Here is a 25,446-nt window from a genome sequence, read left to right as displayed (position 1 = left end):
CTTGGGGTCAGGCGACCACGTTCACGATCCGGCCCGGAACGACGATGACCTTCTTCGGCGCATTGCCGTCCAGCGCGCGTTTCACGCCGTCGGTGTCGAGGGCGAGTTTCTCGACCTCGGCCTTGTCCATATCCTTGGGCACGGTGATCTCGTCGCGCCGCTTGCCGTTCACCTGAATCGGCATGGTCACGGTGTCTTCCACCAGCATCGCTTCATCCGCGACGGGCCATTCGGCTTCGGCCACAAGCCCCTCGCCACCCAACATCGCCCAGACCTCTTCGGCAAGGTGCGGAGTCATCGGGGCCATGAGCTGCGCCATGACGCGCATGGCGGTCCTCTTGGTTTCGGCGCCTGCCTTGGATTTCGACAGGGTGTTGGTGAACCCGTAAAGCTTGGCGATGGAGGTGTTGAAGGCGAAGCCCTCGATCCCGTCCGTCACGGCCTTGATGGTCTTGTGCATCTCGCGCAGCAGGTCTTCGTCGCCTTCGCCGGTTCCCGTCGCCTCGGCGATCTCGGCGGCGATGCGATAGACGCGGGCGAGGTGTTTGGAGGCACCTTCCGCGCCCGATGCCGTCCATTCCACGTCCCGCTCGGGGGGCGAGTCGGACATGACGAACCAGCGGGCGGTGTCGGCACCGTATTGCGCGATGATTTCGAGCGGATCGACCACGTTCTTTTTCGACTTCGACATCTTGGCCGAGGGGATGACTTCGACCGCTTCGCCTGTCGCTTTCAGGGTCGCGCCAGAGTCGCTCACCTCCACGTCTTCGGGGAAATGATAGACAGCGCGGCCTTCGGCATCGCGGGTCTGGTAAATCGCGTGCGTCACCATGCCTTGCGTGAAGAGCGCATTGAACGGCTCCTTCGACTTCTCCGGCAGATGGCCGCAGATATGCATCGCGCGGGCGAAGAAGCGCGAATAGAGCAGGTGGAGAATCGCATGTTCGATGCCGCCGATGTATTGATCGACGTTCATCCAGTAATCCGCCTCCTCGGCCACGGTCGGCGTCGTCGCGCGCGGAGCGGTGAAGCGGGCGAAATACCACGAGCTGTCCACGAAGGTGTCCATCGTGTCGGTCTCGCGCTTGGCGGGCTTGCCGCAGGACGGGCATTCGCAGTCGCGCCACGTCGGGTGCCGGTCGAGCGGGTTGCCGGGCGTGTCAAAACTGACGTCGTAGGGCAGTTCGATCGGCAGGTTCTCTTTCTTCTCCGGCACCACGCCGCAGTCGCCGCAGTGAACAACGGGAATCGGGCAGCCCCAATACCTCTGCCGGGACAGGCCCCAATCGCGCAGGCGGTATTGGGTGTGGCCTTTGCCCCAACCCTGTTTCTCGGCGTAGTCGATGGTGGCCGCAATGGCCTCTTCCCCGGTGGCTTCGTCCAGCCCCGCGAAGTGGTCGACCCACTTCACCTTGTCCGATTTCGGCGGCACGAAAGCCTCGGCCTCGACCGGCTTCGGGTCGTTCAGCGCAAAGAAGGTGTCGATCACCGGCAGGTCATACTTGCGACAGAAATCCAGATCGCGCTGGTCATGCGCCGGGCAGGCGAAGATCGCGCCGGTGCCGTAATCCATCAGGATGAAGTTGGCGATCCAGACAGGCAGTTCCCAGTTGGGGTCCAGCGGGTGTTTCACGCGCAGCCCGGTGTCGTAGCCCAGCTTTTCGGCGGTCTCGATCGCCTCGGCTGTGGTGCCGCCCTTACGAGCCATGGCGCAGAATTCGGCCACTTTCGGATCGGCGGCTTCCAGTTCCTTGGCCAGCGGATGATCGGGCGAGATACCCACGAATGACGCGCCCATCAGCGTGTCGGGGCGGGTCGTATAGACCTCGATCGGGGTGCCGCCGTCCGTCCGTTCGAACGCAAACCGCAGACCTTGCGATTTCCCGATCCAGTTGGCCTGCATCAGCCGCACCTTTTCGGGCCAGTCCTTGAGCGTGTCGATGGCCTCAAGCAATTCTTCCGAGAAGTCGCTGATCTTGAAGAACCATTGGGTCAGCTCGCGCCGCTCGACCTCGGCGCCGGAGCGCCAGCCCTTGCCGTCGATCACCTGCTCGTTCGCCAGCACCGTCATGTCGACCGGGTCCCAGTTCACGACGGCGTTCTTGCGGTAGACGAGGCCCTGATCGAGGAAGTCGATGAACAGCGCCTGCTGCTGGCCGTAATATTCAGGGTCGCAGGTGGCGAATTCGCGGGTCCAGTCCAGCGACCAGCCCATCGGCTTCATCTGCGACTTCATTTCCGCGATGTTGTTGTAGGTCCAGTCCTTCGGATGACCGCCCGTCGCCATCGCGGCGTTCTCGGCGGGCATCCCGAAGGCGTCCCAGCCCATCGGGTGCAGCACGGAAAAGCCGCTCGATTTCTTATACCGCGCGACCACGTCGCCCATGGTGTAGTTGCGCACGTGTCCGATGTGGATTCGGCCCGAAGGATAGGGAAACATCTCGAGCACATAGAACTTGGGCTTGGCCGGATCGCGGGTCGCGGCGAAGGTGCCGGCCTCGTCCCAGGCGGCTTGCCATTTCGGCTCGATTGTCGATGCGTCGTAGCGGGACATTGCTTCGTGGTCCTTCGGAAATGAAAACGCCGGGCTGTTGCCCGGCGCTTGAATAATTGGATGTGGCGCGAGGGTCCAGCGACTTACAGGTCGTAGTCCTGAATACGAAGCTGACGGGCGCGGCCCAGAATGGCGTCTTCGATCGCGTGCTGCGTGGCCGAGGATACGGCGCGACCGCCACGGGTTTGCAGCGCGACGTTCAGACCGCGTGCATCCAGCGCCGGGTCCGAGACGTGAACGGTGGCGCGATACGCCTGACCGCCGCCCGGCGGGACACCGTAGCCAAAGACGATGACACCCGAGAAGGGATCGACGACTTCGACCGGCATGAAGCTGAGAACGTCGAGCGAGGCGTTCCAGAGGTACTTGTTCACTTCCAGTGTGGTGTTGGGATCGTCGCGGTCCGCGAACAAGTCCCAGATCGTCGAGCGTTCTGGGGCGCGACGGGCCCGGTCCGGTCGGGCGATGACCTGACCGTCGGCGGTGCGCACGGTTTCCGTCTGGCCGCCGAACAAATTGCCGAAACCGCCCGAACAGCCGGCCAAGGCGACGAGACTGGCAAGGATCACAGCCTTGGCGGTGAAGCGCCCGTAAGTCATATGAATGCCCCGTTCCACTGGTTTGCTCCTACCTACCCAAGCCAAAAAGCGCGGGCAAGCGTTTTCCCGGTGGTAAGCGGGCAAGCGTTTTCCCGGTGGTAACAGGACCACGGGTAGCGCCGCCACCCCTATAGAGACTCAATATGTGCGACAGGGGCGGGGTTTGGCGGGGGTCACCGGGGCATGTGTGGCAACTCTGCACCATCACGCGGCACATTAGGTCGGGGCCGTTTGCATCGCTTGCATCGGAGCCGGGAAAGAGAGAGGAAACAGCATACTCAATTCGGATTCCCCTGAATTGAGGTGCACCTTTAGATAAACGAGGGAAACGAAATGAAAAAGATTCTCCTTGCTTCGACGGTTCTGGTGGGCACCACCGGTTTCGCCGCTGCGGACGTGTCGTTCACCGGTCGCGCCTATGCTGGTCTCGGCTACAACATCACCACCGGCACCCTGCTTCCGGAACTGTCGGCGCTCTTCACCGCCGGCATGATGACCACCACGGATCAGGGTCTTGAGGCTGGCGCCTCTGTGACCGTTCTGGCCGCTGGTCAGTCGATGCAGAAAGACCCGTCGGACGCTCAGTTCGGCACCAACGACTGGCCGCCGGCGGCCGGTGTTGTGCTCGGCGCCAACGTCTACCTGTCGGGTTCCTGGGGTAAAGTTGCTGTCGCTTACGACACCAACGCGGACGGCGACGCCACCACCCCCGGTGACCAGGACATCACCGTCACCTACACGAACACCTGGGGCAACTTCGGCCTGAGCGCCTTCGGCGTCCTCGTCGCTCCGGGTTCGACCGCCACCACCAACGGCGACCTCGGCGTGAAAGGCACCTACTCGTTCGGCGATTACTCGGTTTGGGCCGCTGTTGAGCGTGACGCCAACGACGCCGACGGTAACACCATCGACCTGAAAGCTGGTGTGTCGGCTTCGATCTCCGGCTTCACCGCTGCTGCCGAAATCAAGTACGACCTCGGCAACGCCACTCCGTTCTCGTGGGCTGCTTCGGCTGGCTACGCGACCGGCCCCTACTCCATCTCGGCGTTCTTCAACTCCGACATGGAATACGGCGGTAAGGCTGCTTACGACCTCGGCGGCGGCGTCGCGATCGAAGCTGGTTTCGCCCACTCGAACGGCGTGAACTCGCCGGTTTCGAACGTGGTCTGGGCTGGCGTCTCGATGGCGTTCTAATCCGACCAGGATTTGAATTGGGAAGAGCGGGCCTTGTGCCCGCTCTTTTCATTTTGGGCCTCTCGTGATTTGTCAGGGCGACATTGAGAGGAACCCCGATATGGCCCTGTCCGACATTCTCCAGCAAATCCGCGACGAAGAGGCCCGCGTGGGGCGCGAGGCCGGTTCGACGCGTCTGATCGCCGTGTCCAAGGTTCAGCCATTGGACCGTGTCGTGTCCGTGCTGGATGAAGGCCACCGGCTGTTCGGCGAGAACAAGGTGCAGGAGGCCGCCGGAAAGTGGCCGGACCTGCGTGCCCGCTACGAGGGCATCGAACTGCACCTGATCGGCCCGCTCCAGACCAACAAGGCGCGTCAGGCGATGGAACTGTTCGATGCGATCGAAACCGTGGATCGCCCCAAACTCGCCAAGACCATCGCGCGACTCGCCGAGGAGCTGGGCCATTGCCCGAAGCTGTTCGTGCAGGTGAACACGGGCGAGGAGGAACAGAAGGCGGGGGTAATGCCGGGCGATGCCGATGCGTTCATCGCCGATTGCCGCGACCTCGGGCTGACCATCGCCGGCCTGATGTGCATTCCGCCCGTGGATGAGGAACCGTCGTTGCACTTCGCTCTTCTGGCAAAGATCGCTGCGCGCAATGGGCTCGACGAGCTGTCCATGGGTATGTCCGGCGATTTCGAGAAAGCCGTGGCGCAGGGCGCGACCTATGTCCGGGTCGGCTCTGCGATATTCGGTGAACGGGTCTACGCCTGATCCGTGTAAAGCGGGTCAGGGCCTGACGAGGATTCGCGAGCGCGGCGTCCAGCGGGCGAGAATCCAGCGCAGGTGATCGGGCCGGAAGGCAAGGCACCCAGCCGTCGGTTTGCGCGGTCCACGCCAGCAATGAACGAAAATGGCCGACCCCTTGCCGTGGCTCGCCTCCGGCCAGTTCCAGTCGGTCACGATGAACATGTCATACAGGGGATCGGCGCGGCGCAGTCGCTCGTGTGACGCGCAGTAAGGCGCCCGGACGGCGTGATTGTACTGCGCGTCTTCCGGCGCATCGCACCAAAGGTCGTGCGGGCCGATTGCGCGCAGGTCTATCGGGGCTGGCGGGCGCATGACGCGGTCGGCCCGGTATCCGCCGCCCATCAGGCGCCAGGTTCCGGCGGGTGTTGCCCCGTCGCCTTCGCGTTTGTCGCGTGTGATGCCGCCGCGCCCGATGGCGACCGGAAAGTGCCGTCCGGCGAACCGTGCGCCCCAGCGCGTCACCACCATGTCGCCGCGCCGTGGCGTCACAGCAGGTGGCCCGATTTCGCGGCTTTGGTGTCCAGATAGTCGGTGTTGTGCGCCCCGCGCCCGACCTGAAGCGGCACGCGCTCGGTCACGGCGATCCCGTTCGCCTCCATCATCGCGACTTTGGCGGGGTTGTTGGTCATGAGGCGCACGGCGGAGAATCCCATCTGGGCGAGAATCTCGGACCCGATCCTGAAATCGCGTTCATCGTCCTCGAACCCAAGCCGATGGTTCGCTTCCACCGTGTCAAAGCCCTGATCCTGAAGCGAATAGGCCCGCATCTTGTTAGCAAGGCCGATCCCGCGCCCCTCTTGGTTGAGGTAAAGCAGGACGCCCGAGCCATTCTCGCCCATCGCGGCCAGCGCGGCGCGCAGTTGCGGGCCGCAGTCGCATTTGAGGCTGCCCAGCAGATCGCCGGTGAAACAGGCGGAATGGAGCCGCGCGAGCACCGGGTGATCGCGATCCGGGCGCCCGATCTCGACCGCATAATGCTCCTCCCCCCCGTCGACGGGGCGGAAGATGTGCAGCCGCCCCGCCTCGGACACTTCAAGCGGCACGCGGGCCGAAACGACCTCTTCCATCGCCGTGACGGGCGGATCGTCGGGCCGGCCGGTCAGGTCGACACGGGTCAGGCCGTGGCTCAAGGCGACTTCGGCCCCATTGTCGACCGGCACGACCAAGGCTGCGGGCAGCAGCATGGCGGATTTGGCGAGGGCGATGGCGGCGCGGGCCACGCCCTCATCCCCGCCGCGTTCGGTCATGAGCGGCCCCTTCATGGGCTTCATCAGGTCGTCTTTCGGGTCGGCGACGCCCAGAACCCATTCGACCCCCTCGTCGCGCGGCACATGCACCCGGGCGACGTGATCGGAGTAGGCCCGCGCCTTGAGTGTCGCGGCACGACGCGGCGTGATGGCGAGCAGGAGGGGGCCGAACCCGCGCAGATCGCCAAGGCGACCCGCATCGACCGTTTCGGCGGCCGCCACCAGCCCGGCATGACCGCCGATCTCAAGCACGACCGGAAGCCCCATGCGCAGGTCGGCACGGGCGCGGGCGGTGAGTTCGGTCTGGGTGGGCTTGAGCGTCATTTTCGTCCTTCCACCGCACTTCAATAGGCCCGGTCCACGGGAATGTGAAACATTTCGACTGATCCCGACACGACCGCGTGAACGTATTGCCACAAACATTGCCGGGTCCGTGATGGGACCCAAGGTCTGTGAAAACAACACGGAGGGCCGAAGATGGCGACCCAGAAAAACATTCTACTCGTCGACGACGACGAGGACCTGCGCGAGGCGCTGGCGGAGCAGTTGGTGATGACCGAAGACTTCGAGGTCTTCGAAGCGGCCAACGGCGCGGACGCCATGCAGAAGGTCAAGGAGCAGATCCATGACCTCGTAATCCTCGACGTGGGCCTGCCCGACACCGACGGGCGCGAGCTATGCAAACTGATGCGCAAGCAGGGTGTGAAGTGTCCCGTGCTGATGCTGACCGGGCATGACAGCGACGCGGACACGATCCTCGGGCTCGACGCCGGTGCGAACGATTATGTGACAAAGCCATTCAAGTTTCCTGTGCTTCTGGCCCGTATCCGGGCGCAGCTTCGTCAGCACGAGCAATCGGAAGATGCCGTGTTCCAGCTTGGGCCGTACACGTTCAAGCCCGCGATGAAGATGCTGATCACCGAGGACGAGAAGAAGATTCGTCTGACCGAAAAAGAGACCAATATCCTGAAATTCCTCTACCGGAGTCAGGAAGGCGTGGTCGCGCGCGACGTGCTCTTGCACGAGGTCTGGGGATACAATGCCGGGGTCACGACCCACACGCTGGAAACCCATATCTACCGCCTGCGCCAGAAGATCGAGCCTGATCCGGGCAACGCACGGCTTCTGGTGACGGAATCGGGTGGCTACCGGCTTGTGGCGTGATCGCAACAGGGGTGATCGCCTGCCTTATTCATGCCGGGATTCACGGGTAACCTGATCCTGAACATGATATTGTTTCCATATTGGCGACGATACAAAATCCCCTCGCCGTGTCGGGGTAATGACACGGCATCCTCCCTGTTGGACTGACCCGGCTTCGCGCCGGGTCTTTTTTGTCCAAGGGGTCAGCCGCGCGTCAGACGGCCCGCGATCGGGTCGATCGGCTGGATGAGCTCACGATTGGCGAGCCATTGCGGGCGCGGTTTGCTGGCCGCAAACGGGCTGACCGGTCGGTTCGTCACCGCATTGAACACGAAAAACGCATTCGAGCGCGGGTCGGGCGTGATGTTCCCGTTGGAACCGTGAAGCGTATTGCAGTCGAAAAAGACCACGGTGCCCGTCGGCCCGGTCGCCGTATCCAGCCCGAAATGCTGGGCGAAGCGGGTGATCGTGTCCGGTTGCGGCACGCCGACCTCCTGCGCCTTGAGCGAGCTTTCATGATTGTCGTCCGGCGTTTCGCCCAGACAGGCGATGAATTCACCCTGCGAACCGGGAATCAGCATGAGCGGGCCGTTCGTCGACGAATTGTCGGTCAGCAGGACCGAGGCCGACACGGCACGCATCCGGGGCAAACCGTCCTCGGCATGCCAGGTCTCGAAATCCGAATGCCAATAGAACTCCTTGCCCTTGAAGCCGGGTTTGTAGTTGAGCCGCGACTGGTGAAGATACACCCGGTCGTTCAGCAGGAACTCGGCCACACCGGCAAGGCGGGTATCGGCGGCGAGACGGGCGAAAAGCGGCGAGTGCTCGTCCAGCCGGAACACGGTGCGCACGTCGTCGGAATTGGGCTCGGTCACGAAATCCGCGGGCCGCTTGTCCGCATCCGTGTCGCGCAGACGCTTGGCCGTATCGACCAGCAGCTCCAATTCGTCGGATGAGAACATGTCACGACGCACGAGATAGCCGTTCTCGCGGTAATGCTCCGCCTCGTCACGGGAAATCGGGGCGGCCTCCGACCAGTCGGACCACAGCACCGGGTCGCGGCGCGGCGTGATCTGTTCGCGATCCGGCAGACGGGTCGGGTAAGCGTCCACCGCATTGAAGTGCTGGAGTGTATCGTGTGAGATATTCATGGTTTCGATCCTCTTGGATTTCTAATTGTGATCAGCAGTCCCACTTAGTGGGCGTGGCCGGGCAACGCGGGGTTGCGCGTGTGGGTTCCAAATCCGGCGAACTTGTAATGTTCGCGGGTGGAACTGACCCGGACCCCCGGATAGGGTGCCCGCAGAATCTCAAAATGGGAGCAGTCATGTCCTTCACACTTGCCACGTGGAATATCAACAGCGTGCGGCTTCGCGCCGACCTCGTGTCGCGCCTGCTGGCCGACGAAGCGCCGGATGTTCTGTGCTTGCAGGAGTGCAAATCGCCGGTCGACAAGATCCCGCACGACATCTTCAAGGCGCGCGGTTACACCCACATGGTCGCGCGGGGTCAGAAGGGCTACAACGGTGTCGCGATCCTGTCGAAGCTTCCGCTTGAGGACGCAGGCGATCAGGATTTCGCGCGTCTGGGCCACGCCCGACACATCGCGGCCAAGCTGGAAAACGGCGTGACGATCCACAACTTCTATGTTCCGGCAGGCGGCGACAAGCCGGACCGCGAGATCAACGAGAAGTTCGGGCAGAAGCTCGATTACCTCACCGAAATGCGCGACTGGTTCCATGCCGAGAAGCCCGAGAAGGCGATCCTCGTCGGCGATCTGAACATCGCCCCGCGCGAGGATGACGTTTGGAACCACAAGCAGCTTTTGAAGATCGTCAGCCACACGCCGGTCGAGGTCGAGCACCTTGGCGCGGCGCAGGATGCGGGCAAATGGGTCGACATCACGCGGCAGGACATCCCCGAGGGGTTGCTGTATTCGTGGTGGTCCTACCGCTCGCCCGACTGGGACACGGCGGACAAGGGGCGGCGGCTGGATCATATCTGGGCCACGCCCGACATATCGAACGCGGCGCATGGCAGCCGTATCCTGCGCGACGTGCGCGGGTGGGAAAAGCCTTCGGACCACGCGCCGGTGTTCGCGACCTTCGATCTTTAGCGTTAGGATGCCGCAGGACGGCGGGCTTGGACGCGACGGAATGCACGCCCATATTGGGGGCAACAGACAGACAAGGAGCCAGACATGCTGGAACTGGGTCAGACGAACGGCGCCGCACCCGCAGGCGGCAACGTAAAGGACATATCCGAGGCGGATTTCATGGCCGAAGTGGTCGATGCCTCGCAAGAGGTGCCGGTCATAGTGGATTTCTGGGCGCCGTGGTGCGGGCCGTGCAAGACGCTGGGCCCGGCGCTGGAAGAAGCCGTCAACGCGATGGGCGGCAAGGTCAAGATGGTCAAGGTCAACGTGGACGAGAACCAGCAGATCGCCGGTCAGCTTCGCGTGCAGTCCATCCCGACGGTCTATGCGTTTTCTGGCGGTCAGCCGGTCGACGGGTTTCAGGGCGCGCTGCCACCGAGTCAGGTGAAGGAGTTCGTCCAGAAGGTCGCCGCGATGGGCGGTGACGGGGGCGATGGGCTGGCCGACGCCATCGCGGCCGCCGAAGAAATGCTGGACGCAGGTCAGGTGGACGACGCAGCGCAGACCTTCGCCGCCATTCTGGAAGAAGATCAGGCGCTTGCCGCAGCTTACGCAGGTCTGGCCAAGTGCCACATCGCGAAAGGCGACGTGGAGGGGGCCGAGGCGGTGCTGAACGGCGCGCCCGCCGGGATCAGCCACGCGGCCGAGATCGACGCGGTCCATGCCCAGATCGCGCTTGCCCGTCAGGCCGAAAGCGCGGGTCCGGTCGACGAGTTGCGCGCCAAGGTCGACGCGTCGCCCGACGATCATCAGGCCCGATTCGATCTGGCGCAGGCGCTCTATGCTTCGGGCCAGACGGAGGAGGCCGTTGCGGAACTGCTCGAGCTCTTCCGGCGGGATCGGGAGTGGAACGACGGGGCCGCCAAGCAGCAGCTTTTCACGATCTTCGAGGCACTGGCCCCGAACGACCCGATCGCCCTGACGGGGCGTCGCAAACTCAGCTCGATGATCCTCGCCTGAGATGAGCCCGCGCACGGATCTTCCGGACGTTCTGCCGATCTTTCCGTTGCCGGGTGCGGTGGTCCTGCCGCGCGGCAGGCTGCCGCTCAACATCTTCGAGCCGCGCTACCTTGCGATGTTCGACGATGCGCTCAAGACGGATGGCCGGCTGATCGGCATGGTCCAGCCCGCGGTGGCCGATGGTTCGCGCCTGCACACCATCGGCTGCGCGGGGCGGATCACGCAGTTCACCGAGACCGACGATCACCGCTACATGATCCAGCTGTCGGGAATCAGTCGCTTCCGCATTCTCGAAGAAATCGACGGGTTCACGCCCTATCGTCGCGTGAAGGCGGGTTGGGACAGTTTCGAGCGTGATCTGGGGCGGTCGGAAAAGGATCCGGGTCTCAACCGCGGCCCGTTCCTCGACCTGCTCGCGCGTTACTTCGACGTGGCCGACCTTCGGACCGATTGGGGCAGCCTCAAGGAAGCCGAGGACGAGTTGCTCATCAATTCGTTGTCGATGTTGTGCCCGTTCGACCCGGAGGACAAGCAGGCGTTGCTCGAAGCGCCTTCGCTGACCACCCGGCGCGAAACGCTCGTCACCCTGATGGAGTTCGCGCTGGCCACCGGGTCGGGGGGAGAGGGCAGCCTGCAATGACCGAAGCGACGTTCGACCGCCATATGCTCGAAGCTCTGGTTTGTCCGATGACGCAACGCGCGCTCGACTACGACCCCGAGAAACACGAGCTCGTGTCCCGTGCCGCCGGACTGGCCTTTCCGATCCGCGATGGCATCCCGATCATGCTGATCGACGAGGCACGCAAGCTTAAAGACTGACGCAAGCAAGCGGTGCGGGCTGACGCCCGCGCATGGTGTGCCGTGAACATCTGTTCCCGATCTTCACGGCGATAGGGGGCCAGCCCCCCCGGCCGCATTTGCGGGGCAAATGCGACCACCCCCCGAGGTTTTCCGAAACGAAGAAGAGTCAGCGGTTGCGGCTTTCGGCCTCGGCCACGATCGAGAAGTTGCGGTCGGAGATAGTCCCGCCCTTGCGCAGTTCGCCCAGGACCACGGTGGTCTGCTGGCCCGCGTCGTCAGTAATGACCCATTGTCGCAATTCGGTCGGGTTGCCGGTGAAGGTGAGCTGGATGTTCCCGTATTCGGGATGCTCCGGATCCTGTGCCGTCACGGTCGTCGCGGTGCCGTCGTAGTTGTGGCCGACGACCATGCCGTTCCGTCCGAGGTCCACGTTCTGAGCCAGGATCAGGTTCAGGGGCGTGCGGGCGAGCGGGTATTGTTCGGGCCCGGTGTTCGACTTGGCGTCGAAGATCGCCAGTTGCCCGGCAGAGGCCAGCACGAGCGTCTGTTCCGGCGGGTTGTATTCGAACCGCGCGCGCCCAGGGCGCTTGATGTAGATCGTCCCGGTCGAGATCGTCCCGTCGGCGTTGATCTGGGTGAACTCGGCCTGAGCGGTTTTGAGTCCGTTCAGGTAGGTCGAGAGCGCGCCCAGCGAAAGCTGTTGCGCGGCGGCGGGTAGGGCGGTGGCGGCCAGCACGACGGCCGCTGCGATTAGTCGAATCTGTTTCATGGCACTCATTTAGTCAGCTTGGTCGGGCGTTTCACCCTACAACGCTGTCATCTGAGCGGGAACCGGCCCGATAGGCGATATCAGGCCGGTGTTATCCTTAGACATCTGATGCGCGAGGTCACTGCTCGGGGATCAGGATCTCGCGCTTGCCGACGTGATTGGCGGGCGAGACGAGGCTTTCCTCTTCCATCTGCTCCACAAGGCGCGCGGCCTTGTTGTAGCCGATGCCAAGCTTGCGCTGGATGTAGGAGGTGGAGCACTTGCGATCCTTGATGACGATCGCGACCGCCTGATCGTAAAGCGCATCTTCGCCGTTGGTGTTGCCCCCGGTGTTGAGACCGAGTACGGCGTCGATGTTGTCGGCCTTGTCGTCATCCGGTCCTTCGACCACGCCGCCCACGTATTCGGGCGGGCCGTAGGATTTGAGGTAGGTGACGATCTCTTCGACCTCTTCGTCCGAGACGAAGGGGCCGTGGACGCGTGTGATGCGGGCGCCGCCGGCCATGTAGAGCATGTCGCCCATACCCAGCAGTTGCTCGGCGCCCTGTTCGCCGAGGATGGTGCGGCTGTCCACTTTCGACGTGACCTGGAACGAGATGCGCGTGGGGAAGTTCGCCTTGATCGTGCCGGTGATGACGTCAACCGAGGGGCGCTGCGTGGCCATGATGATATGGATGCCGGATGCGCGCGCCATCTGGGCGAGGCGCTGGATGCAGGCTTCGATTTCCTTGCCTGCGACCATCATCAGGTCGGCCATTTCGTCGACGACCACCACGATGAACGGCATCTTCTCGGGCGCGAATTCCTCGGTCTCGAAGATCGGCTCGCCCGTATCCTCGTCGAAGCCCGTCTGCACGGTGCGCGAGAACATTTCGCCGCGTCCCTGCGCGTCCGCCACGCGGCTGTTGTAGCCGTCGATGTTGCGCACGCCCATCTTGGACATCTTGCGATAGCGTTCTTCCATCTCGCCCACGACCCATTTCAGCGCGACGACCGCCTTTTTCGGGTCGGTCACGACGGGGGACAGAAGGTGCGGGATGCCGTCATAGACGGAAAGTTCCAGCATCTTGGGGTCGATCATAATCATGCGGCACTCTTCCGGCGTCAGGCGGTAGAGGAGCGACAGGATCATCGTGTTGATCGCGACCGACTTACCGGAGCCGGTGGTGCCCGCGATCAAGAGGTGGGGCATCTTGGCGAGGTTGGCCACGACCGGGCCACCGCCGATGTCTTTGCCCAGCGCAAGCGGCAGGCGCATGTTGGTGTCGCCGAAATCGCGGGCCGACAGGATTTCTCGCAGGACCACCTTTTCGCGGTTCGCATTGGGCAGTTCGATCCCGATCACGCTGCGGCCCGGCACAGTCGAGACGCGGGCGGACAGCGCCGACATCGACCGGGCGATGTCATCGGCAAGACCGATCACGCGGGAGGCTTTGAGGCCCGGCGCAGGCTCAAGCTCGTACATCGTGACGACGGGGCCGGGGCGGACCGAGACGATCTCGCCCTTCACGCCGTAGTCGTCGAGCACGGTTTCCAGCATCCGAGCGTTCTCTTCCAGCGCCTCGTCCGACAGGTGATGTCGCTCGATGTTCGTCGGGTTCATCAGGAGGTTCAGCGGCGGAAGTTCGTATTCCACGTCGTTCTCGGTGAAGGCGAGCGACGGCTGCGCTTCGGCCATCGCCCGGCTGGAGGGCTTGGTCGCCTTGCGGGGCGGATGCTGAACGACCTTTTTCGGCTCCGGCATCGGCGGGGGCGAATAGGCGTCCGGCATGTCGGGCGCGGGTTCGTAGGGCGCGGCGTCGAAGTCGGCGTCATACCCCGGACCTATGTCGTCGTCGCGACCCGGCATCCAGTCGTCGAGGATGCGCGGCTCATGCGGGCGGTCGTAGGCCCGCATGTCAGGCTCGAGGGCGAGGGGTTCGCCCTCATCCTCGTAAGGTTCGGCCAGATATTCCTCGGTCGCGTAGTTCTGGACCGGGTAGTCTTCGACCGCGTCGTCGGCCATGTCGGCGAAGATGTTGCCCCGCTCGAGCTGGGGTTCGGCCACGGGCGCGGGTTGTGCGGCCTGCGCGGCGGTCACAGGCGGTTCCGGGCGCATCGACGGGTCGAGCCGGATCACATGCTTGGGGTGCTGCGCCTTGGCGCGGGCCGCGGCGCGGGCGATCATGGCCGAGGTGGTGTTGGCCGGTTCCTCTTCCTGCTCATAGATCGGCTGCCCGGTCAGTTGCGCGGTGCGATTGCGGAGGGCGTTCGCGATCTTGGCCGAGATACGGTCGGGGTTGTCGCCGCCTTCGGGATCGGCGCCGTGGAACGTGTTGTCGATCAGTTCCGGCTCGGGCTCGGGCGCACGTTTCATCACCCGCGACAGCAGACCGCCCTTGGGTTGAGGCTGCGGTTGCGGCTGTGGCTGCGGTGCGGGGGCCGCTTCCGCGTATGCCATCTGCGGTTGAGGCGCGGGTTGAGGCGCGGGCGCCCGGCGCATGGGCGGTTCGACCGGGGCTTCGGCCCGGATCACACGGTTCGCGGCCATGGGGGGCGGGCTGTCGAACGCCTCGTCGGGTTCGTAGAGCGGTTCGTCCTCCGGCTGGGTCCAGCTTTCGCGGGTTTCACGGCGGCTCGCCTGATAATCCTGCACGCCACGCGCGGCGGCACCTGCTGCGGATGCCGCCGACGCGGCGCCCGCGCGGGCACCCATGGCGGCCCCACGTGCGCCGAAGCGGGCGAGTTTGAGAAGCCCCGCATAGGTCATCACGACGCCCACGATCAGGAACCGCGCCATGCGGCCCAGCTCATAGCGCGTCACGCCCAGCGCGAAGGCGCCGACGATCAGGGCGGCGAAGGCGAAAAGGATGGCCAGCAGCTTGATCCCGAACGCGGCGGAACCGGGCATGACCCCGAGCACGGCGCCCAGAACGGTGTCTCCGAAGAGCCCGCCCATGCCGAACGAATGGGTCCAGTCGACCGGCGGCACGAGGGTCGAGGCATAGACCGAGGCCAGCGCGACGGCGATGGGGGCGAAGATCGCCCGGGCCATGGCACGTTCCTCACCCCGGTGGAGGATGTAGCGGGCGCCCCAAGCGGCGAAGGCGGCGGCAAAGCCCCAAGCCCCGTAGCCCAAGATGATGGCGAGCGGCGAGGCGAGGGTCGCGCCGAACTGGCCGAGCGCGTTTTGCGCCGGGCCTTCGGTCGCCGACATCCAGCCGGGGTCTTCGGCCGAGTAGGTGGCCATCATCAGGGCGATGGCCACACCCACGACGAACAGCGCGAGGCCAAGGAGTTCCTTGCCCCGTCGTTCGATCATCGCCTGCGTGGCTTCATCGAAAATCGGATCTCGTTCCCTGACGTGGTATGCCATGTTGTCCTCGTCCTCAGTTCAGGAGGCAGTCGCGCATCGTTTCCAATGTGCGCTGCGTCTCTTCTTTCGGGGCGACAAGCGCCACTCTTATGTATTCTTTTCCGGGGTTTAGCCCGTTCACGTCCCGCGCGAGATAGGCGCCGGGCAGCACGCGAATGCCGGTTTCGGTCCAGAGTTTTATCGCCGCCGCCTCGCCGTCGTCGACGGGCAGCCACAGGAAGAACCCGGCCTCGGGCTTGTGGTATCCGGGGTAGTCCGCAAAGACCGCGTCGGCGATCGCATACTTCTCTTGATAAAGCTTGCGCGAAGCGATGACGTGATCTTCGTCGGCCCAGACCGCCGCCGCCGCGTGCTGCAATGGAAGCGGCAGGGGCGCGCCGGCATAGGCGCGAAGCTGGCGGATGCGGGCCATGTTTTCGGGGCCGGACGCCACGAAGCCAGACCGCAGTCCGGGCAGGTTCGAGCGTTTGGAGAGCGAATGGAAGATCACCACCCGCTCCGGGTCGGCGCCGCCGAACATCGCGACCTCCATCGCGCCGGGGGGCGGGGCGTCGCGGTAGATTTCGGAATAGCACTCGTCCGCGAAAATGCGGAAGTCGTGCTTTTCGGCCAGAGCGATCAGGTTGGCCCAGTAATCGCGGTCGGCCACGGCACCCTGCGGATTTCCGGGTGAACAGATATAGGCGATCGCGGTCCGGGTCAGGATCTCGGGCGGCAGGCTGGCATAGTCGGGCAGGAAGCCGTTTTCGGCGGTGGCCGAGACGAATACGGGTTCGGCACCCACGGCAGCGGCGGCCACGGCGTAGACCTGATAGAACGGGTTCGGGATGAGGATGACGGGCTTCGCCCCACGCACCTCTTCCGGGCAAAGGGCGATGGCCGCGTTGAACAGCCCCTCGCGCGTGCCGTTCAGCGGCATGACCTGATTTTCGGGCGATATGTCAATGCCATAGCGGCGTTTGAGCCAATCGGTGAAGGCGCCCCGCAGCTCCGGCGTCCCTTCGTTCGGCGGGTATTTCCCGAAGTCTTCGGCGGTTTCGGCAATGATGCGCGACACGAAATCCGGCATGTCGTGTTTCGGCTCGCCGATGGTCATATGCACGACATCGCCGCCCGGCGCATGTGCGTCGAGCAGAGACCGCAAACGCGGAAACGCATATTCTGGCAGGCCCGCAAACCGCTCGGGGAACGCTGTCATCGTCTCAGTGCCTCAAGGTTCGGGATCGTTGTCGCCCCGATTTGGGACGAGGATAACGGGATTGTGTGGCCCGGTCCAGAAAAAGGCGGGAATCCACGGGGTTATGTGGCTTTTGGGTTCTGCGAGGTTTCGCTGCGGGCTTGCGCCCACAGCGATCCGCTGGGAGGGCGCTGCCCTCCCAGACCCTCCCGAGGTATTTTCAGACCGAAGAAGGGATCAGGTCAGCGCGTGTTCGGCGGCGGCCCCGATACGAAGCAGCCGTTCCTCGCCCAACGGTTTACCGATGAACATGATCCCCGCGCTGGGCGTGCCGGTCGGCAGGGTCAAGGCGGCCCCGTCGAGGAGGTTGCCGTAGCGCGTGTTCCTGAGCGTCATGAGGTTTTCGGCGACGTAGTAGTCGTCATCTTTAAGCAGGCGTTCGGCCTGTGGCGGCATGTTGGGGGTCGTGGGCAGGACGAGCGCATCGTAACCGGCGATTTGCGCGCGAACGCTGGCGCGGATCGCGTCCAGTCGCTGCCATGCCGCGATGTAATCGGAGGCGGTGAAGGCTGCGCCGGATTGGAAGCGGTCGCGGATTCGGGCGAACATCGCGTCCGGGTCGGATTCGATCCGCTCGCGCCAGGTGCCCCATGCCTCTGCCGTGTAGAGCAGGGCCGACATTGACTGCGCCTCGTCCAGTTCGGGGATGGCGCGGCGGTCGATCCGGGCGCCCGCTGCCGCGAGTTTGTTCAAGGCTTTCTCGAACGCAGCGGCGGGCGTTTCGCGGGTGTCGGTGAGCGCGTTTTCCAGCACGAGGAACCGCGTGCCGGAAAGCGATGCGCCACCGAGGTCTGCTGGCTTGCCGCCTTCGAGCGCGGCGAGAAGAAGGGCTGCGTCTTCGACCGTGCGACACAGTGGTCCCACAGTGTCGAAACGGGCGGCAAGCGGCACGACGCCTTTCAGCGACAGCCGCCCATGCGTGGTTTTCAGACCCACGAGGTCGTTCCACGCCGAGGGGACGCGCACCGAACCGCCTGTATCCGACCCGATCCCCGCCGCGGCGAGGCCGTGGGCGACCGAAGCTGCGGCACCGGAGGATGAGCCGCCGGGCACCGCATCGGGGCTGTTGACGTTCGGCGGCGTGGCGGTGACCGGGTTCAGACCGAGGCCGGAAAAGGCGAGTTCGGACATATGCGTCTTGCCGAGACAGACCAGCCCCTGAAACGTCGCAGAGACGAGAACCTCGGCGTCCGATTTGGGTCGGCGGTCCTTCAGAAGCGCCGATCCCGCCTCGGTCTCGATCCCCGCCGTATCGAACAGGTCCTTCCACGAGATCGGAACACCGTCGAGCGGCCCCACCCGAAGCCCGGCTTTCGCGCGGCCTGCGGCGGCCTTGGCTTCGGCGAGGGCGCGGGGCCGGGTGATGCGGGCGTAGATGCGCGCGCTTTCCGGGTGCGTCTCGGCGGCGTCGAGATAGGCTTCGGTCAGGTCCACCGGGTCGATCGTGCCCGCGCCGATGCCACGACCCAGATCGCCCGCACTCATCCAAAGCCAGTTGTCGGCCATTTGCCCCTCCGCTGTTTTCGGGCAGGCTAGCGACGGCAGGGCGCATGGACAATCCCGACGCAGGGGCGCAGAAACGGCGCATGACGACAGACACCGATATCGTGATCGTGGGCGGCGGGCTGAACGGGCCCGCTCTGGCCTTGGCTCTGGGTGACGCCGGTTTCGACGTGACCGTGATCGACGCGCTTCAGGCAGGGGCGCGTGGCGAAGACGCGTTCGATGGGCGCGGTTATGCGCTGGCGCTTGCCTCGCAACGGTTGTTGAAGGCCATCGGGGGCTGGGGCGCGGTCGCGGAGAACTCGACGCCACTTCTGGAAATCCGCATTTCGGACGGTAAGCCGGGGACCGGTCCGGGGCCTTTCGTGCTGGAATTCGACCATGCCGAGATCGACGAGGGCCCGATGGGCTACATGGTCGAAGATCGGTTTCTGTCGCGCGCGCTGGCGGGCGCGGTCGAAGCGCATCCCCGCGTGACGGTGCTGTCGGGTGAGACGGTGGTTGCGCAGGCGGTCGAAGGGTCGACCGCGACCGTGACGCTTGCCGGTGGACGCACCCTTTCCGCCCGGCTGATCGTCGGCTGCGACGGGCGTGCATCCGGCACGGCGCGGCGGGCCGGGATCGACCGTTGGGGTCACGACTACGGGCAGACCGCCCTTGTCTGCGCCATCGCGCATGAACACCCGCACCATGGTGTCGCGCATCAGTTCTTCATGCCGCCCGGACCGCTCGCCATTCTTCCCTTGCCCGGAAATCGCTCGTCCATCGTCTGGACCGAAACGACCGAGGATGCGGCGCGCGTGCATGCGCTGGATGAGGCCTTATACCTCGACCATCTGCGCCCGCGGTTCGGCGATTTCCTTGGCGACATCTCGATCGCGGGGGAGCGGTTCACCTATCCCCTGAACCTGACCGTTGCCGAACGTTTCGTCGACGACCGTGTCGCGCTGGTCGGAGACGCGGCCCACGGCATGCACCCGATTGCGGGGCAGGGGCTGAACGCCGGGCTCAAGGACGTTGGTGCCCTTGCCGAAGTCCTGACGCTCGCCAAACGCCGGGGCGAAGATTTTGGGCGGCGCGACGTGCTGGACCGATATCAGCAGTGGCGCAGGTTCGACGTAATGCAGATGGTGCTTGCTACGGAAGGTGCCAACCGTCTGTTCTCGAACGACAATCCGATCTTGCGTGTCGCGCGGGACGTGGGTCTTGGCCTAATCAACGCCATGCCGGGCATCAGGCGCGGCTTCATCCGCGAAGCTGCCGGACTGACCGGAGATTTGCCGAAACTGCTGGAAGGGCGTCAGATCTAGCGTTTGCCGCAGGTCTTGAGTTGCAGGTCGTAGATGGCCGCGCGCGCCGCAACTTCGTCCGAAATCCTGAGGAGCCAAGATTTGCGGTTGTGCGTGCCGCGCAGGTAGCCCGCCCGACCTTCGTGATAGGCAAGGTACTGGTTCTTGGCGTCACCCAGTGCCACTCCGGTCTCGGCGACTGTCTGGGTCATATACCAGCCGATGAAATCGGTGGCATCGCGGATGTCGTGGCGCTTGGCCCCGCGCTTGCCCTGCTCGTCGCGGTAATCGTCCCACGTGCCGTCCAACGCCTGAGCATAACCATAGGCCGAGCTTTGGCGGCCCATCGGAATGACGCCCAGCGTGTATTGCATCGGGGTCCGGTTGTTCCCGATGAATTTCGATTCCTGATAGATGAACGCCATCTGAACCGGCACCGGCACACCCCATTTACGCTCCGTCGCCTTCATGGCGCGCAGGTATTTCGGGCGTTCTTTCACGATGGCACAGGCGTCATCCAGATTTTGCGGCGCAGAAAAGTTCTGTCCGCAGGATACGAGTGCCGCCGCAACGACGGTCATTATCAGGGCGCGGAGAAACCTGCTCATCTGCCTCTCGCTATGGTCTTTTGTTTTTTTCGACCATAACGGATTCAAGGCGATTTGAAAATGGTACGGTTTTTCAGACGAAAAAGGCGAGGGTGAGCGGCAGGGTCACGACGGCGACGAGGGTGGATACGACGACAAGCCCGGCGACCTCGTTCGGGTCGGTATCGTACTTTTCGGCCAACAGGTAATTGGCCACCGCGACGGGCGTGGAGAGCTGAACCGTGAGCACCGCAAGAGCAGTCGGTTCCAGGCCGAACGCCTTACCGATCGACCAAGCGATGACCGCCCCGAACCCGATCTTGAGAAGCGAATATCCGAACGCCCGGATCAGGCCGGACGGGCGCAGCCGGGCGACCGCGACGCCCAGCGTGAGTAGCATCAGGGGGATGGCGAGCTGCGCGATCAGGTCGAGCGTGTTCGTGAGGAACGTGGGTGTCTGCCAGCCCATCACCAGAAACAGCGTGCCCGCGAGGGTGCCGATGAGGATCGGGTCCTTGAGCACACCGATCGGCGATCCGCCGCCGGAGACGAGCCAGAGACCGACCGTGAACGACAGAACCGCCATGACGGCGAAAACGACGACGGCATAGTCCAGCCCGACGTCGCCAAAGGCGAAAAGCGCGAGCGGCAGCCCGAGATTTCCGGTGTTGCCGAACGTGAGCGGGGCAAGGAAGCTTCGCACGCTCGCGCCGCGAAGCTTCAACAAGATGAAGAAAACCGCCGCGACCGCCACATATGCGCCGAGTGCCGCCACCGAAATCGCGGTCAGGGCCGAGGGCTCGATTTCGGTATCCATGAGCGCCGTGAAAATCAGGGCGGGTGTGCCCAGTGTCATGGCGAGTTTGGTCACGAAATTGATTCGGTACTCATGGCCGAGTTTGACCCAACCAAAGCCAATTGCCGCCAGCAAAAACACGGGCGCGACGATTTCCAGCACTGTCAGAACGAGGTTCACAATCTGTTTCCCCTGAATCACATGACCCCCGATGGACAGGGGCTACCCGAGTGACTAGTAGTGGTGTGGGGACTGTTGATCTATGTTGAAAACGCACGCGAAATATCATCTCGGGCAAATCGTGCGCCATCGCAAACATCCGTTTCGCGGTGTCATTTTCGATGTGGATGCGATGTTTTCCAACACGCAGGAATGGTACGACGCGATTCCCGAGGAAAGCCGCCCGCCCAAGGATCAGCCGTTCTATCACCTGTTGGCCGAGAACGATCAGACCTATTACGTGGCATATGTGTCCGAGCAGAACCTGGTCGAAGATTATTCGGGCGAGCCTGTGACGCATCCGGATGTCGAGGATCTGTTCGGCGATTTCGAAGACGGCCATTATCCGCTGCACTTCCAATTGAACTGAGCAGACAGGCAGACCTGAATCGAACCGGGCGCCGCAAGGGCGCCCGTCGTGTTTTAAGCCCTTGGGAAGAGAACCTCGGTGCCGCGCACTGGGTGGGGGCTGTTAAGCGCGGCACCGAGGGAAGCATTGCAGCTACAGGTCCCGTTTTGCCCCCGCAATCTGTCCGCGTTTGGGAACCAATCGGGCAATTTGGGGGCATTTCGTCTCGACATGGTTAATGGCGATGCGGCGCTAAGTGCTCGCGTCGAACTCGGTAAAGTCGATGGCGAAGGTCAGCTCATTGCGCGCCCCGTCGCGCCGGTAGGTCATGTCGCGTGTCAGGTCGTGGATGATGCCCCAACCGAATCCGCCCTCCGGCAATTCGTGGGTTTCGACCGTAAGATCGTGGCGCTGGGCGGCGGGGAGTCGCTCCCCGGGCATCGGCATGCCGTCATCGCGAATGCGCAGCGACAGGGCATTGCCCGCGCGCCACGCCTCCAACTCGATGATCCCGTGGCCCCGATCCGTGAACGCATGTTCGACGACGTTGTTCAGCACTTCGGCGAGAACGAGTTCGGCGAAATCGCAGCCGTCCCGATCCACGCCCATGTCGTGAAATGCGGCGACGGAGGCGGACAAGGCGCGCCGAACCGACCGCTCGCCTGCCGGAAACAGAAGATGCAGACCACCATTTCCGGCAATCGGTCCCGCCCTGTGCCTGTCGCGCGCGTGTCCCATGAAGCTCAGAGGCTCACTCTGCATTCGCAAGCCCCGCCAGAACGGCATCCACGCTGTCGTGGATGGTGAAGACCCGGTCCATGCGCGTCAGGGCGAAGACCTTCGCCACGCTCCGGGTCAGTCCCGCGAGTTCGAGTTGCTGTGGCCCGACCGCCTGTTTCATCGCGGCGACGATGGCCCCCAGCCCGGAACTGTCGACAAAGGTCACCGCCGAGAGGTCGAGGATCACACGGTCCGGTCCGCCCACGATCAGGTCGCGCATCTGGTCCTTGAACTGGATCGCCACGGCGGCGTCGATCCGTGCCTCGCCCACGTGGACGACGCGCGTGTCCCCGGTGTCCCGAATGCCGAGCTCCATTGCCAATCTCCTTCGCGGGCGTTTTGATGGCGCCAAACTAGGAAAGCTTCGTTACCAACCGGTAAGCGCGGCGCAGAAAAGCGACGGGAGACAAAGATGGAAAACGTGGTGATCGCGGGGGCGTCCCGTACGGCCATGGGCGGCTTTCAGGGCGTGTTCGACGGGGTTGCGGCTGCGGATCTGGGCGGCGCCGCCATCAAGGCCGCGATGGCCGATGCGGGGGCCGCCGCCGACCGAATCGAAGAGGTCCTGATGGGCTGCGTCCTGCCCGCAGGCCAGGGTCAGGCACCCGCGCGGCAGGCGGGGTTCGCGGCTGGCTTGGGCGAAGAGGTGCCCGCGACGACGATGAACAAGATGTGCGGGTCCGGAATGAAGACCGCCATGGTCGCCTTCGACCAGCTCGCGCTGGGCCAGACCGGGATCATGGTCGCTGGCGGGATGGAGAGCATGACGAACGCCCCCTACCTTCTGCCGAAGATGCGCGGCGGTGCGCGGATCGGGCACGGGCAGGTGATCGACCACATGTTCCTCGACGGTCTGGAAGACGCCTATGACAAGGGCCGTCTGATGGGGACCTTCGCCGAAGATTGCGCCGAGGCGTTCCAGTTCACGCGCGAGGCGCAGGACGAATACGCCATCGGGTCGCTGAACAACGCGCTCGAAGCGCAGAAATCGGGGGCATTCGACGGCGAGATCACACCGATGACGCTCACCACCCGAAACGGCGACGTCGTGATTGGCGAGGACGAACAGCCGGCCAAAGCGCGTCCCGACAAGATCCCCACCTTGAAGCCTGCGTTCCGCAAGGACGGCACCGTGACCCCGGCCAACTCGTCCTCGATTTCTGATGGCGCGGCGGCCCTCGTCATGGCGGGCGAAGGGGCGGCCGGGGCGGCCGGTCTCAGGATTCGCGCGCGCGTCCTCGGCCATGCCTCCCACGCGCAGGCCCCCGCGCTCTTCCCGACCGCCCCGGTTCCGGCAGCGAAAAAGCTGCTCGACCGGATCGGCTGGGCCAAGGAGGACGTGGATCTTTGGGAGGTGAACGAAGCCTTCGCGGTCGTCCCCATGGCCTTCATGCAGGAGATGGGCCTTGCCCGCGAGATCGTGAACGTGAACGGCGGCGCCTGTGCGCTGGGCCACCCGATCGGCGCCTCGGGCACCCGGATCATCGTGACGCTGTTGAACGCGCTCGAAAAGCGGGGCCTGAAACGTGGGGTAGCGGCCATCTGCATCGGCGGCGGCGAAGGCACGGCCATCGCGATCGAGCGCGTCTGACCTTCTCTGTTTCAAGAAACCTCACGGGGGTCCGGGGGTGTGAAACCCCCGGCCTCGCCACCTGGAGATCCGCATGGATTATGCCGAACTCGCCCAACGCATCCGCGCCCTGACCGAGGAGGAAACCGACGAGGTCGCCCTTATGGCGACCGTCGCCTGCGAGGTGCACATTTTCGACGACCGCTTCGACTGGACCGGGTTCTACCGGGTGACCGCGCCGGAACTGCTGAAGATCGGACCCTATCAGGGCGGCCACGGCTGCCTGACCATCCCGTTTTCGCGCGGCGTCTGCGGTGCGGCGGCGCGGACGGGTGAGGTGCAGCGGGTGGCGGATGTCGAGGCGTTTCCGGGGCATATCGCCTGTTCTTCGTCGACCCGTTCTGAACTGGTCATCCCGGTGCGTGACGGGTCGGGCAAGGTGATCGGCGTGTTCGATATCGACAGCGACCGGCCCGACGCCTTCACCGAATCTGACGCTTCGGCACTCACGGCCATTCTCGACGAGGTCTTTTCAAGATGCTGACCGGCTCCTGCCTCTGCGGCGCGATCCGCTTCACCGTCGCCGGGACGCTCGCCGAACCGGGCGCTTGTCATTGCACCCAATGCCGCAAGCAGTCGGGGCATGTCTGGGCCTCGGGCGAAGTGGCCCTGTCGGATGTCGACATCACCGGAGAGCCACGCTGGTATGCCGCCAGCACCGAGGCGCGGCGGGGGTTCTGCCCCACTTGCGGATCGTTTCTTTTCTGGCAGGCAAACGGGTCCGACCAGATCGGAGTGGCCTTGGGGGCCATCGACGGGCCGACCGGCGTAACCGGGTTCCGGCACATCTTCACTGCCGACAAGGGCGATTACTACGCCATCCCCGAAAGCGAATTGCGATGATCCTCGGCCTCGATCCCGCGACCGTGCTGGCCTTTCTCGGGGCGGGGGTGGTGCTGAACCTCACCCCGGGTGCGGACGTGATGTTCGCGACCGCTTCGGGGGTGTCGGGCGGGCCGCGCGTGGGGGCCGCCGCCGCTTTCGGCGTCACGCTGGGCGCGCTTTGGCACACGGTGCTGGCCGCTGCCGGGCTGTCGGCTCTGCTCGCGGCCTTTCCGCTGGCCTATGATGCGGTGCGATATGCGGGCGCGGCCTACCTTCTGTTCCTCGCGTGGAAAAGCTGGCGCGCGGGGGCGGTGGCGCAGGGCGACGGGGTGCAGAAGCTGGGCCGGGCCGTGTGGCGCGGGTTCCTGACCAATGCGCTCAACCCCAAGGTGGCGCTCTTCATCCTCGCGCTTCTGCCGCAGTTCACCACGCCCGAGGCCGGGCCGCTTTGGGTGCAGATCCTCGTCCTTGGGGCGATTTTCGCGGGAACGGGCTTTTTCATCACCGCGGGGTACGGCGTCACCGCCGGCCTGGTCGGGGCAAAGCTCGTCCGCCATGCCCGGCTCCTCAACCGTGTCGGCGCCGTCGTGTACGCGGCGTTGGCGCTGCGTCTCGTACTGGCCGGCGGGCAACGCTAGGCTTGCGCGCGTCGCGCGGCTTTGCG

The 25,446-nt window shown here is 64.4% G+C and carries 26 protein-coding genes; 13 read left to right on the top strand and 13 right to left on the bottom strand.

Annotated features, from left to right (window positions below; translation table 11 throughout):
* Positions 1–7 precede the first annotated feature (7 nt).
* Positions 8–2,554 (bottom strand): leucine--tRNA ligase, encoded by a 2,547-nt coding sequence (gene leuS / locus FCT00_RS05055; RefSeq protein ID WP_138422081.1) that lies wholly within the window; start codon positions 2,552–2,554, stop codon positions 8–10.
* Positions 2,555–2,637: 83 nt separating this feature from the next.
* A complete protein-coding gene (locus FCT00_RS05050; RefSeq protein ID WP_008333220.1) occupies positions 2,638–3,153 on the bottom strand; it encodes a DUF3576 domain-containing protein in 516 nt (171 codons plus the stop codon).
* Positions 3,154–3,486: 333 nt separating this feature from the next.
* On the opposite strand from FCT00_RS05050, the gene FCT00_RS05045 reads away from it, so the two are divergent.
* Positions 3,487–4,347: a porin gene (locus tag FCT00_RS05045; RefSeq protein WP_008333217.1), complete on the top strand. Its 861-nt coding sequence runs from the start codon at positions 3,487–3,489 to the stop codon at positions 4,345–4,347.
* 100 nt (positions 4,348–4,447) lie between these two features.
* Positions 4,448–5,101 carry a YggS family pyridoxal phosphate-dependent enzyme gene (locus FCT00_RS05040; protein ID WP_138422080.1) on the top strand — a complete coding sequence of 218 codons (654 nt, stop codon included), beginning with the start codon at positions 4,448–4,450 and terminating at the stop codon, positions 5,099–5,101.
* 15 nt (positions 5,102–5,116) lie between these two features.
* Here FCT00_RS05040 and FCT00_RS05035 read toward each other — a convergent pair whose 3' ends face one another.
* Positions 5,117–5,605: a L,D-transpeptidase family protein gene (locus FCT00_RS05035; protein ID WP_138422565.1), complete on the bottom strand. Its 489-nt coding sequence runs from the start codon at positions 5,603–5,605 to the stop codon at positions 5,117–5,119.
* A 17-nt stretch (positions 5,606–5,622) separates the two neighbouring features.
* Positions 5,623–6,708: a GTP cyclohydrolase II gene (gene ribA / locus FCT00_RS05030; RefSeq protein ID WP_138422079.1), complete on the bottom strand. Its 1,086-nt coding sequence runs from the start codon at positions 6,706–6,708 to the stop codon at positions 5,623–5,625.
* A gap of 153 nt (positions 6,709–6,861) precedes the next feature.
* On the opposite strand from ribA, the gene FCT00_RS05025 reads away from it, so the two are divergent.
* Positions 6,862–7,548, top strand: coding sequence for a response regulator transcription factor (locus tag FCT00_RS05025; protein ID WP_008333211.1), 687 nt, complete (start codon positions 6,862–6,864; stop codon positions 7,546–7,548).
* Between the two features lie 182 nt (positions 7,549–7,730).
* On the opposite strand, the gene thpD is transcribed toward FCT00_RS05025, so the two are convergent.
* Positions 7,731–8,678, bottom strand: a complete 948-nt coding sequence (gene thpD, locus FCT00_RS05020; protein ID WP_138422078.1) for an ectoine hydroxylase — start codon at positions 8,676–8,678, stop codon at positions 7,731–7,733.
* 176 nt (positions 8,679–8,854) lie between these two features.
* Here thpD and FCT00_RS05015 point away from each other — a divergent pair, with 176 nt between their 5' ends.
* From FCT00_RS05015 to FCT00_RS05000, 4 genes are all read left to right on the top strand, one after another.
* Positions 8,855–9,643, top strand: coding sequence for an exodeoxyribonuclease III (locus tag FCT00_RS05015; RefSeq protein WP_008333209.1), 789 nt, complete (start codon positions 8,855–8,857; stop codon positions 9,641–9,643).
* A gap of 84 nt (positions 9,644–9,727) precedes the next feature.
* The gene (gene trxA / locus FCT00_RS05010) at positions 9,728–10,642 is read left to right on the top strand and encodes a thioredoxin (protein ID WP_138422077.1); all 915 of its coding nucleotides are present in this window, start codon (positions 9,728–9,730) and stop codon (positions 10,640–10,642) included.
* A gap of 1 nt (position 10,643) precedes the next feature.
* A complete protein-coding gene (locus FCT00_RS05005; RefSeq protein WP_008333199.1) occupies positions 10,644–11,282 on the top strand; it encodes an LON peptidase substrate-binding domain-containing protein in 639 nt (212 codons plus the stop codon).
* Positions 11,279–11,461, top strand: a complete 183-nt coding sequence (locus FCT00_RS05000) for a Trm112 family protein (RefSeq protein WP_138422076.1) — start codon at positions 11,279–11,281, stop codon at positions 11,459–11,461. Before FCT00_RS05005 ends, FCT00_RS05000 begins: the two co-directional genes overlap by 4 nt.
* A gap of 148 nt (positions 11,462–11,609) precedes the next feature.
* Here FCT00_RS05000 and FCT00_RS04995 read toward each other — a convergent pair whose 3' ends face one another.
* From FCT00_RS04995 to FCT00_RS04980, 4 genes are all read right to left on the bottom strand, one after another.
* On the bottom strand, positions 11,610–12,212 hold the full coding sequence (locus tag FCT00_RS04995) for a LolA family protein (RefSeq protein WP_138422075.1): 603 nt from the start codon (positions 12,210–12,212) through the stop codon (positions 11,610–11,612).
* Positions 12,213–12,330: 118 nt separating this feature from the next.
* The gene (locus tag FCT00_RS04990) at positions 12,331–15,567 is read right to left on the bottom strand and encodes a DNA translocase FtsK (protein ID WP_138422074.1); all 3,237 of its coding nucleotides are present in this window, start codon (positions 15,565–15,567) and stop codon (positions 12,331–12,333) included.
* Between the two features lie 13 nt (positions 15,568–15,580).
* Entirely contained in the window at positions 15,581–16,765 is a 1,185-nt protein-coding gene (locus FCT00_RS04985; RefSeq protein WP_138422073.1) for an aminotransferase class I/II-fold pyridoxal phosphate-dependent enzyme, read from the bottom strand.
* Positions 16,766–16,981: 216 nt separating this feature from the next.
* On the bottom strand, positions 16,982–18,310 hold the full coding sequence (locus FCT00_RS04980) for an amidase (protein WP_138422072.1): 1,329 nt from the start codon (positions 18,308–18,310) through the stop codon (positions 16,982–16,984).
* Positions 18,311–18,390: 80 nt separating this feature from the next.
* Between FCT00_RS04980 and FCT00_RS04975 the strand changes: the two genes are divergently transcribed.
* Positions 18,391–19,617 (top strand): FAD-dependent monooxygenase, encoded by a 1,227-nt coding sequence (locus tag FCT00_RS04975; RefSeq protein ID WP_138422071.1) that lies wholly within the window; start codon positions 18,391–18,393, stop codon positions 19,615–19,617.
* Here FCT00_RS04975 and FCT00_RS04970 read toward each other — a convergent pair.
* Together FCT00_RS04970 and FCT00_RS04965 are read right to left on the bottom strand one after the other, a co-directional pair.
* Positions 19,614–20,204: a transglycosylase SLT domain-containing protein gene (locus tag FCT00_RS04970; RefSeq protein ID WP_040885038.1), complete on the bottom strand. Its 591-nt coding sequence runs from the start codon at positions 20,202–20,204 to the stop codon at positions 19,614–19,616. The two genes, FCT00_RS04975 and FCT00_RS04970, sit on opposite strands and share 4 nt — an antisense overlap.
* A gap of 73 nt (positions 20,205–20,277) precedes the next feature.
* Positions 20,278–21,159: an AEC family transporter gene (locus FCT00_RS04965; RefSeq protein WP_138422070.1), complete on the bottom strand. Its 882-nt coding sequence runs from the start codon at positions 21,157–21,159 to the stop codon at positions 20,278–20,280.
* Positions 21,160–21,241: 82 nt separating this feature from the next.
* On the opposite strand from FCT00_RS04965, the gene hspQ reads away from it, so the two are divergent.
* Positions 21,242–21,568 (top strand): heat shock protein HspQ, encoded by a 327-nt coding sequence (hspQ, locus tag FCT00_RS04960; protein ID WP_008333273.1) that lies wholly within the window; start codon positions 21,242–21,244, stop codon positions 21,566–21,568.
* A 231-nt stretch (positions 21,569–21,799) separates the two neighbouring features.
* On the opposite strand, the gene FCT00_RS04955 is transcribed toward hspQ, so the two are convergent.
* Positions 21,800–22,309, bottom strand: a complete 510-nt coding sequence (locus FCT00_RS04955) for an ATP-binding protein (protein ID WP_171042890.1) — start codon at positions 22,307–22,309, stop codon at positions 21,800–21,802.
* The gene (locus FCT00_RS04950; protein ID WP_138422068.1) at positions 22,299–22,643 is read right to left on the bottom strand and encodes an STAS domain-containing protein; all 345 of its coding nucleotides are present in this window, start codon (positions 22,641–22,643) and stop codon (positions 22,299–22,301) included. Before FCT00_RS04950 ends, FCT00_RS04955 begins: the two co-directional genes overlap by 11 nt.
* A 96-nt stretch (positions 22,644–22,739) precedes the next feature.
* On the opposite strand from FCT00_RS04950, the gene FCT00_RS04945 reads away from it, so the two are divergent.
* The 4 genes from FCT00_RS04945 to FCT00_RS04930 all read left to right on the top strand — a co-directional run bounded on the left by FCT00_RS04945 (position 22,740) and on the right by FCT00_RS04930 (position 25,420).
* Positions 22,740–23,918 carry an acetyl-CoA C-acyltransferase gene (locus FCT00_RS04945; RefSeq protein WP_138422067.1) on the top strand — a complete coding sequence of 393 codons (1,179 nt, stop codon included), beginning with the start codon at positions 22,740–22,742 and terminating at the stop codon, positions 23,916–23,918.
* A gap of 73 nt (positions 23,919–23,991) precedes the next feature.
* Positions 23,992–24,441 (top strand): GAF domain-containing protein, encoded by a 450-nt coding sequence (locus FCT00_RS04940; RefSeq protein WP_407943649.1) that lies wholly within the window; start codon positions 23,992–23,994, stop codon positions 24,439–24,441.
* Positions 24,435–24,800 (top strand): GFA family protein, encoded by a 366-nt coding sequence (locus FCT00_RS04935; protein WP_138422065.1) that lies wholly within the window; start codon positions 24,435–24,437, stop codon positions 24,798–24,800. Before FCT00_RS04940 ends, FCT00_RS04935 begins: the two co-directional genes overlap by 7 nt.
* The gene (locus FCT00_RS04930) at positions 24,797–25,420 is read left to right on the top strand and encodes a LysE family translocator (RefSeq protein ID WP_138422064.1); all 624 of its coding nucleotides are present in this window, start codon (positions 24,797–24,799) and stop codon (positions 25,418–25,420) included. The genes FCT00_RS04935 and FCT00_RS04930 overlap by 4 nt, the downstream gene beginning before the upstream one ends.
* Positions 25,421–25,446 lie beyond the last annotated feature (26 nt).

The sequence above is a fragment of the Maritimibacter alexandrii genome (assembly GCF_005871115.1).
In the GTDB taxonomy this organism is placed as follows: domain Bacteria; phylum Pseudomonadota; class Alphaproteobacteria; order Rhodobacterales; family Rhodobacteraceae; genus Maritimibacter; species Maritimibacter alkaliphilus.
The sequence above is the reverse complement of the archived record's forward strand: the minus strand, read 5'-3'. Positions and strand labels throughout refer to the sequence as shown.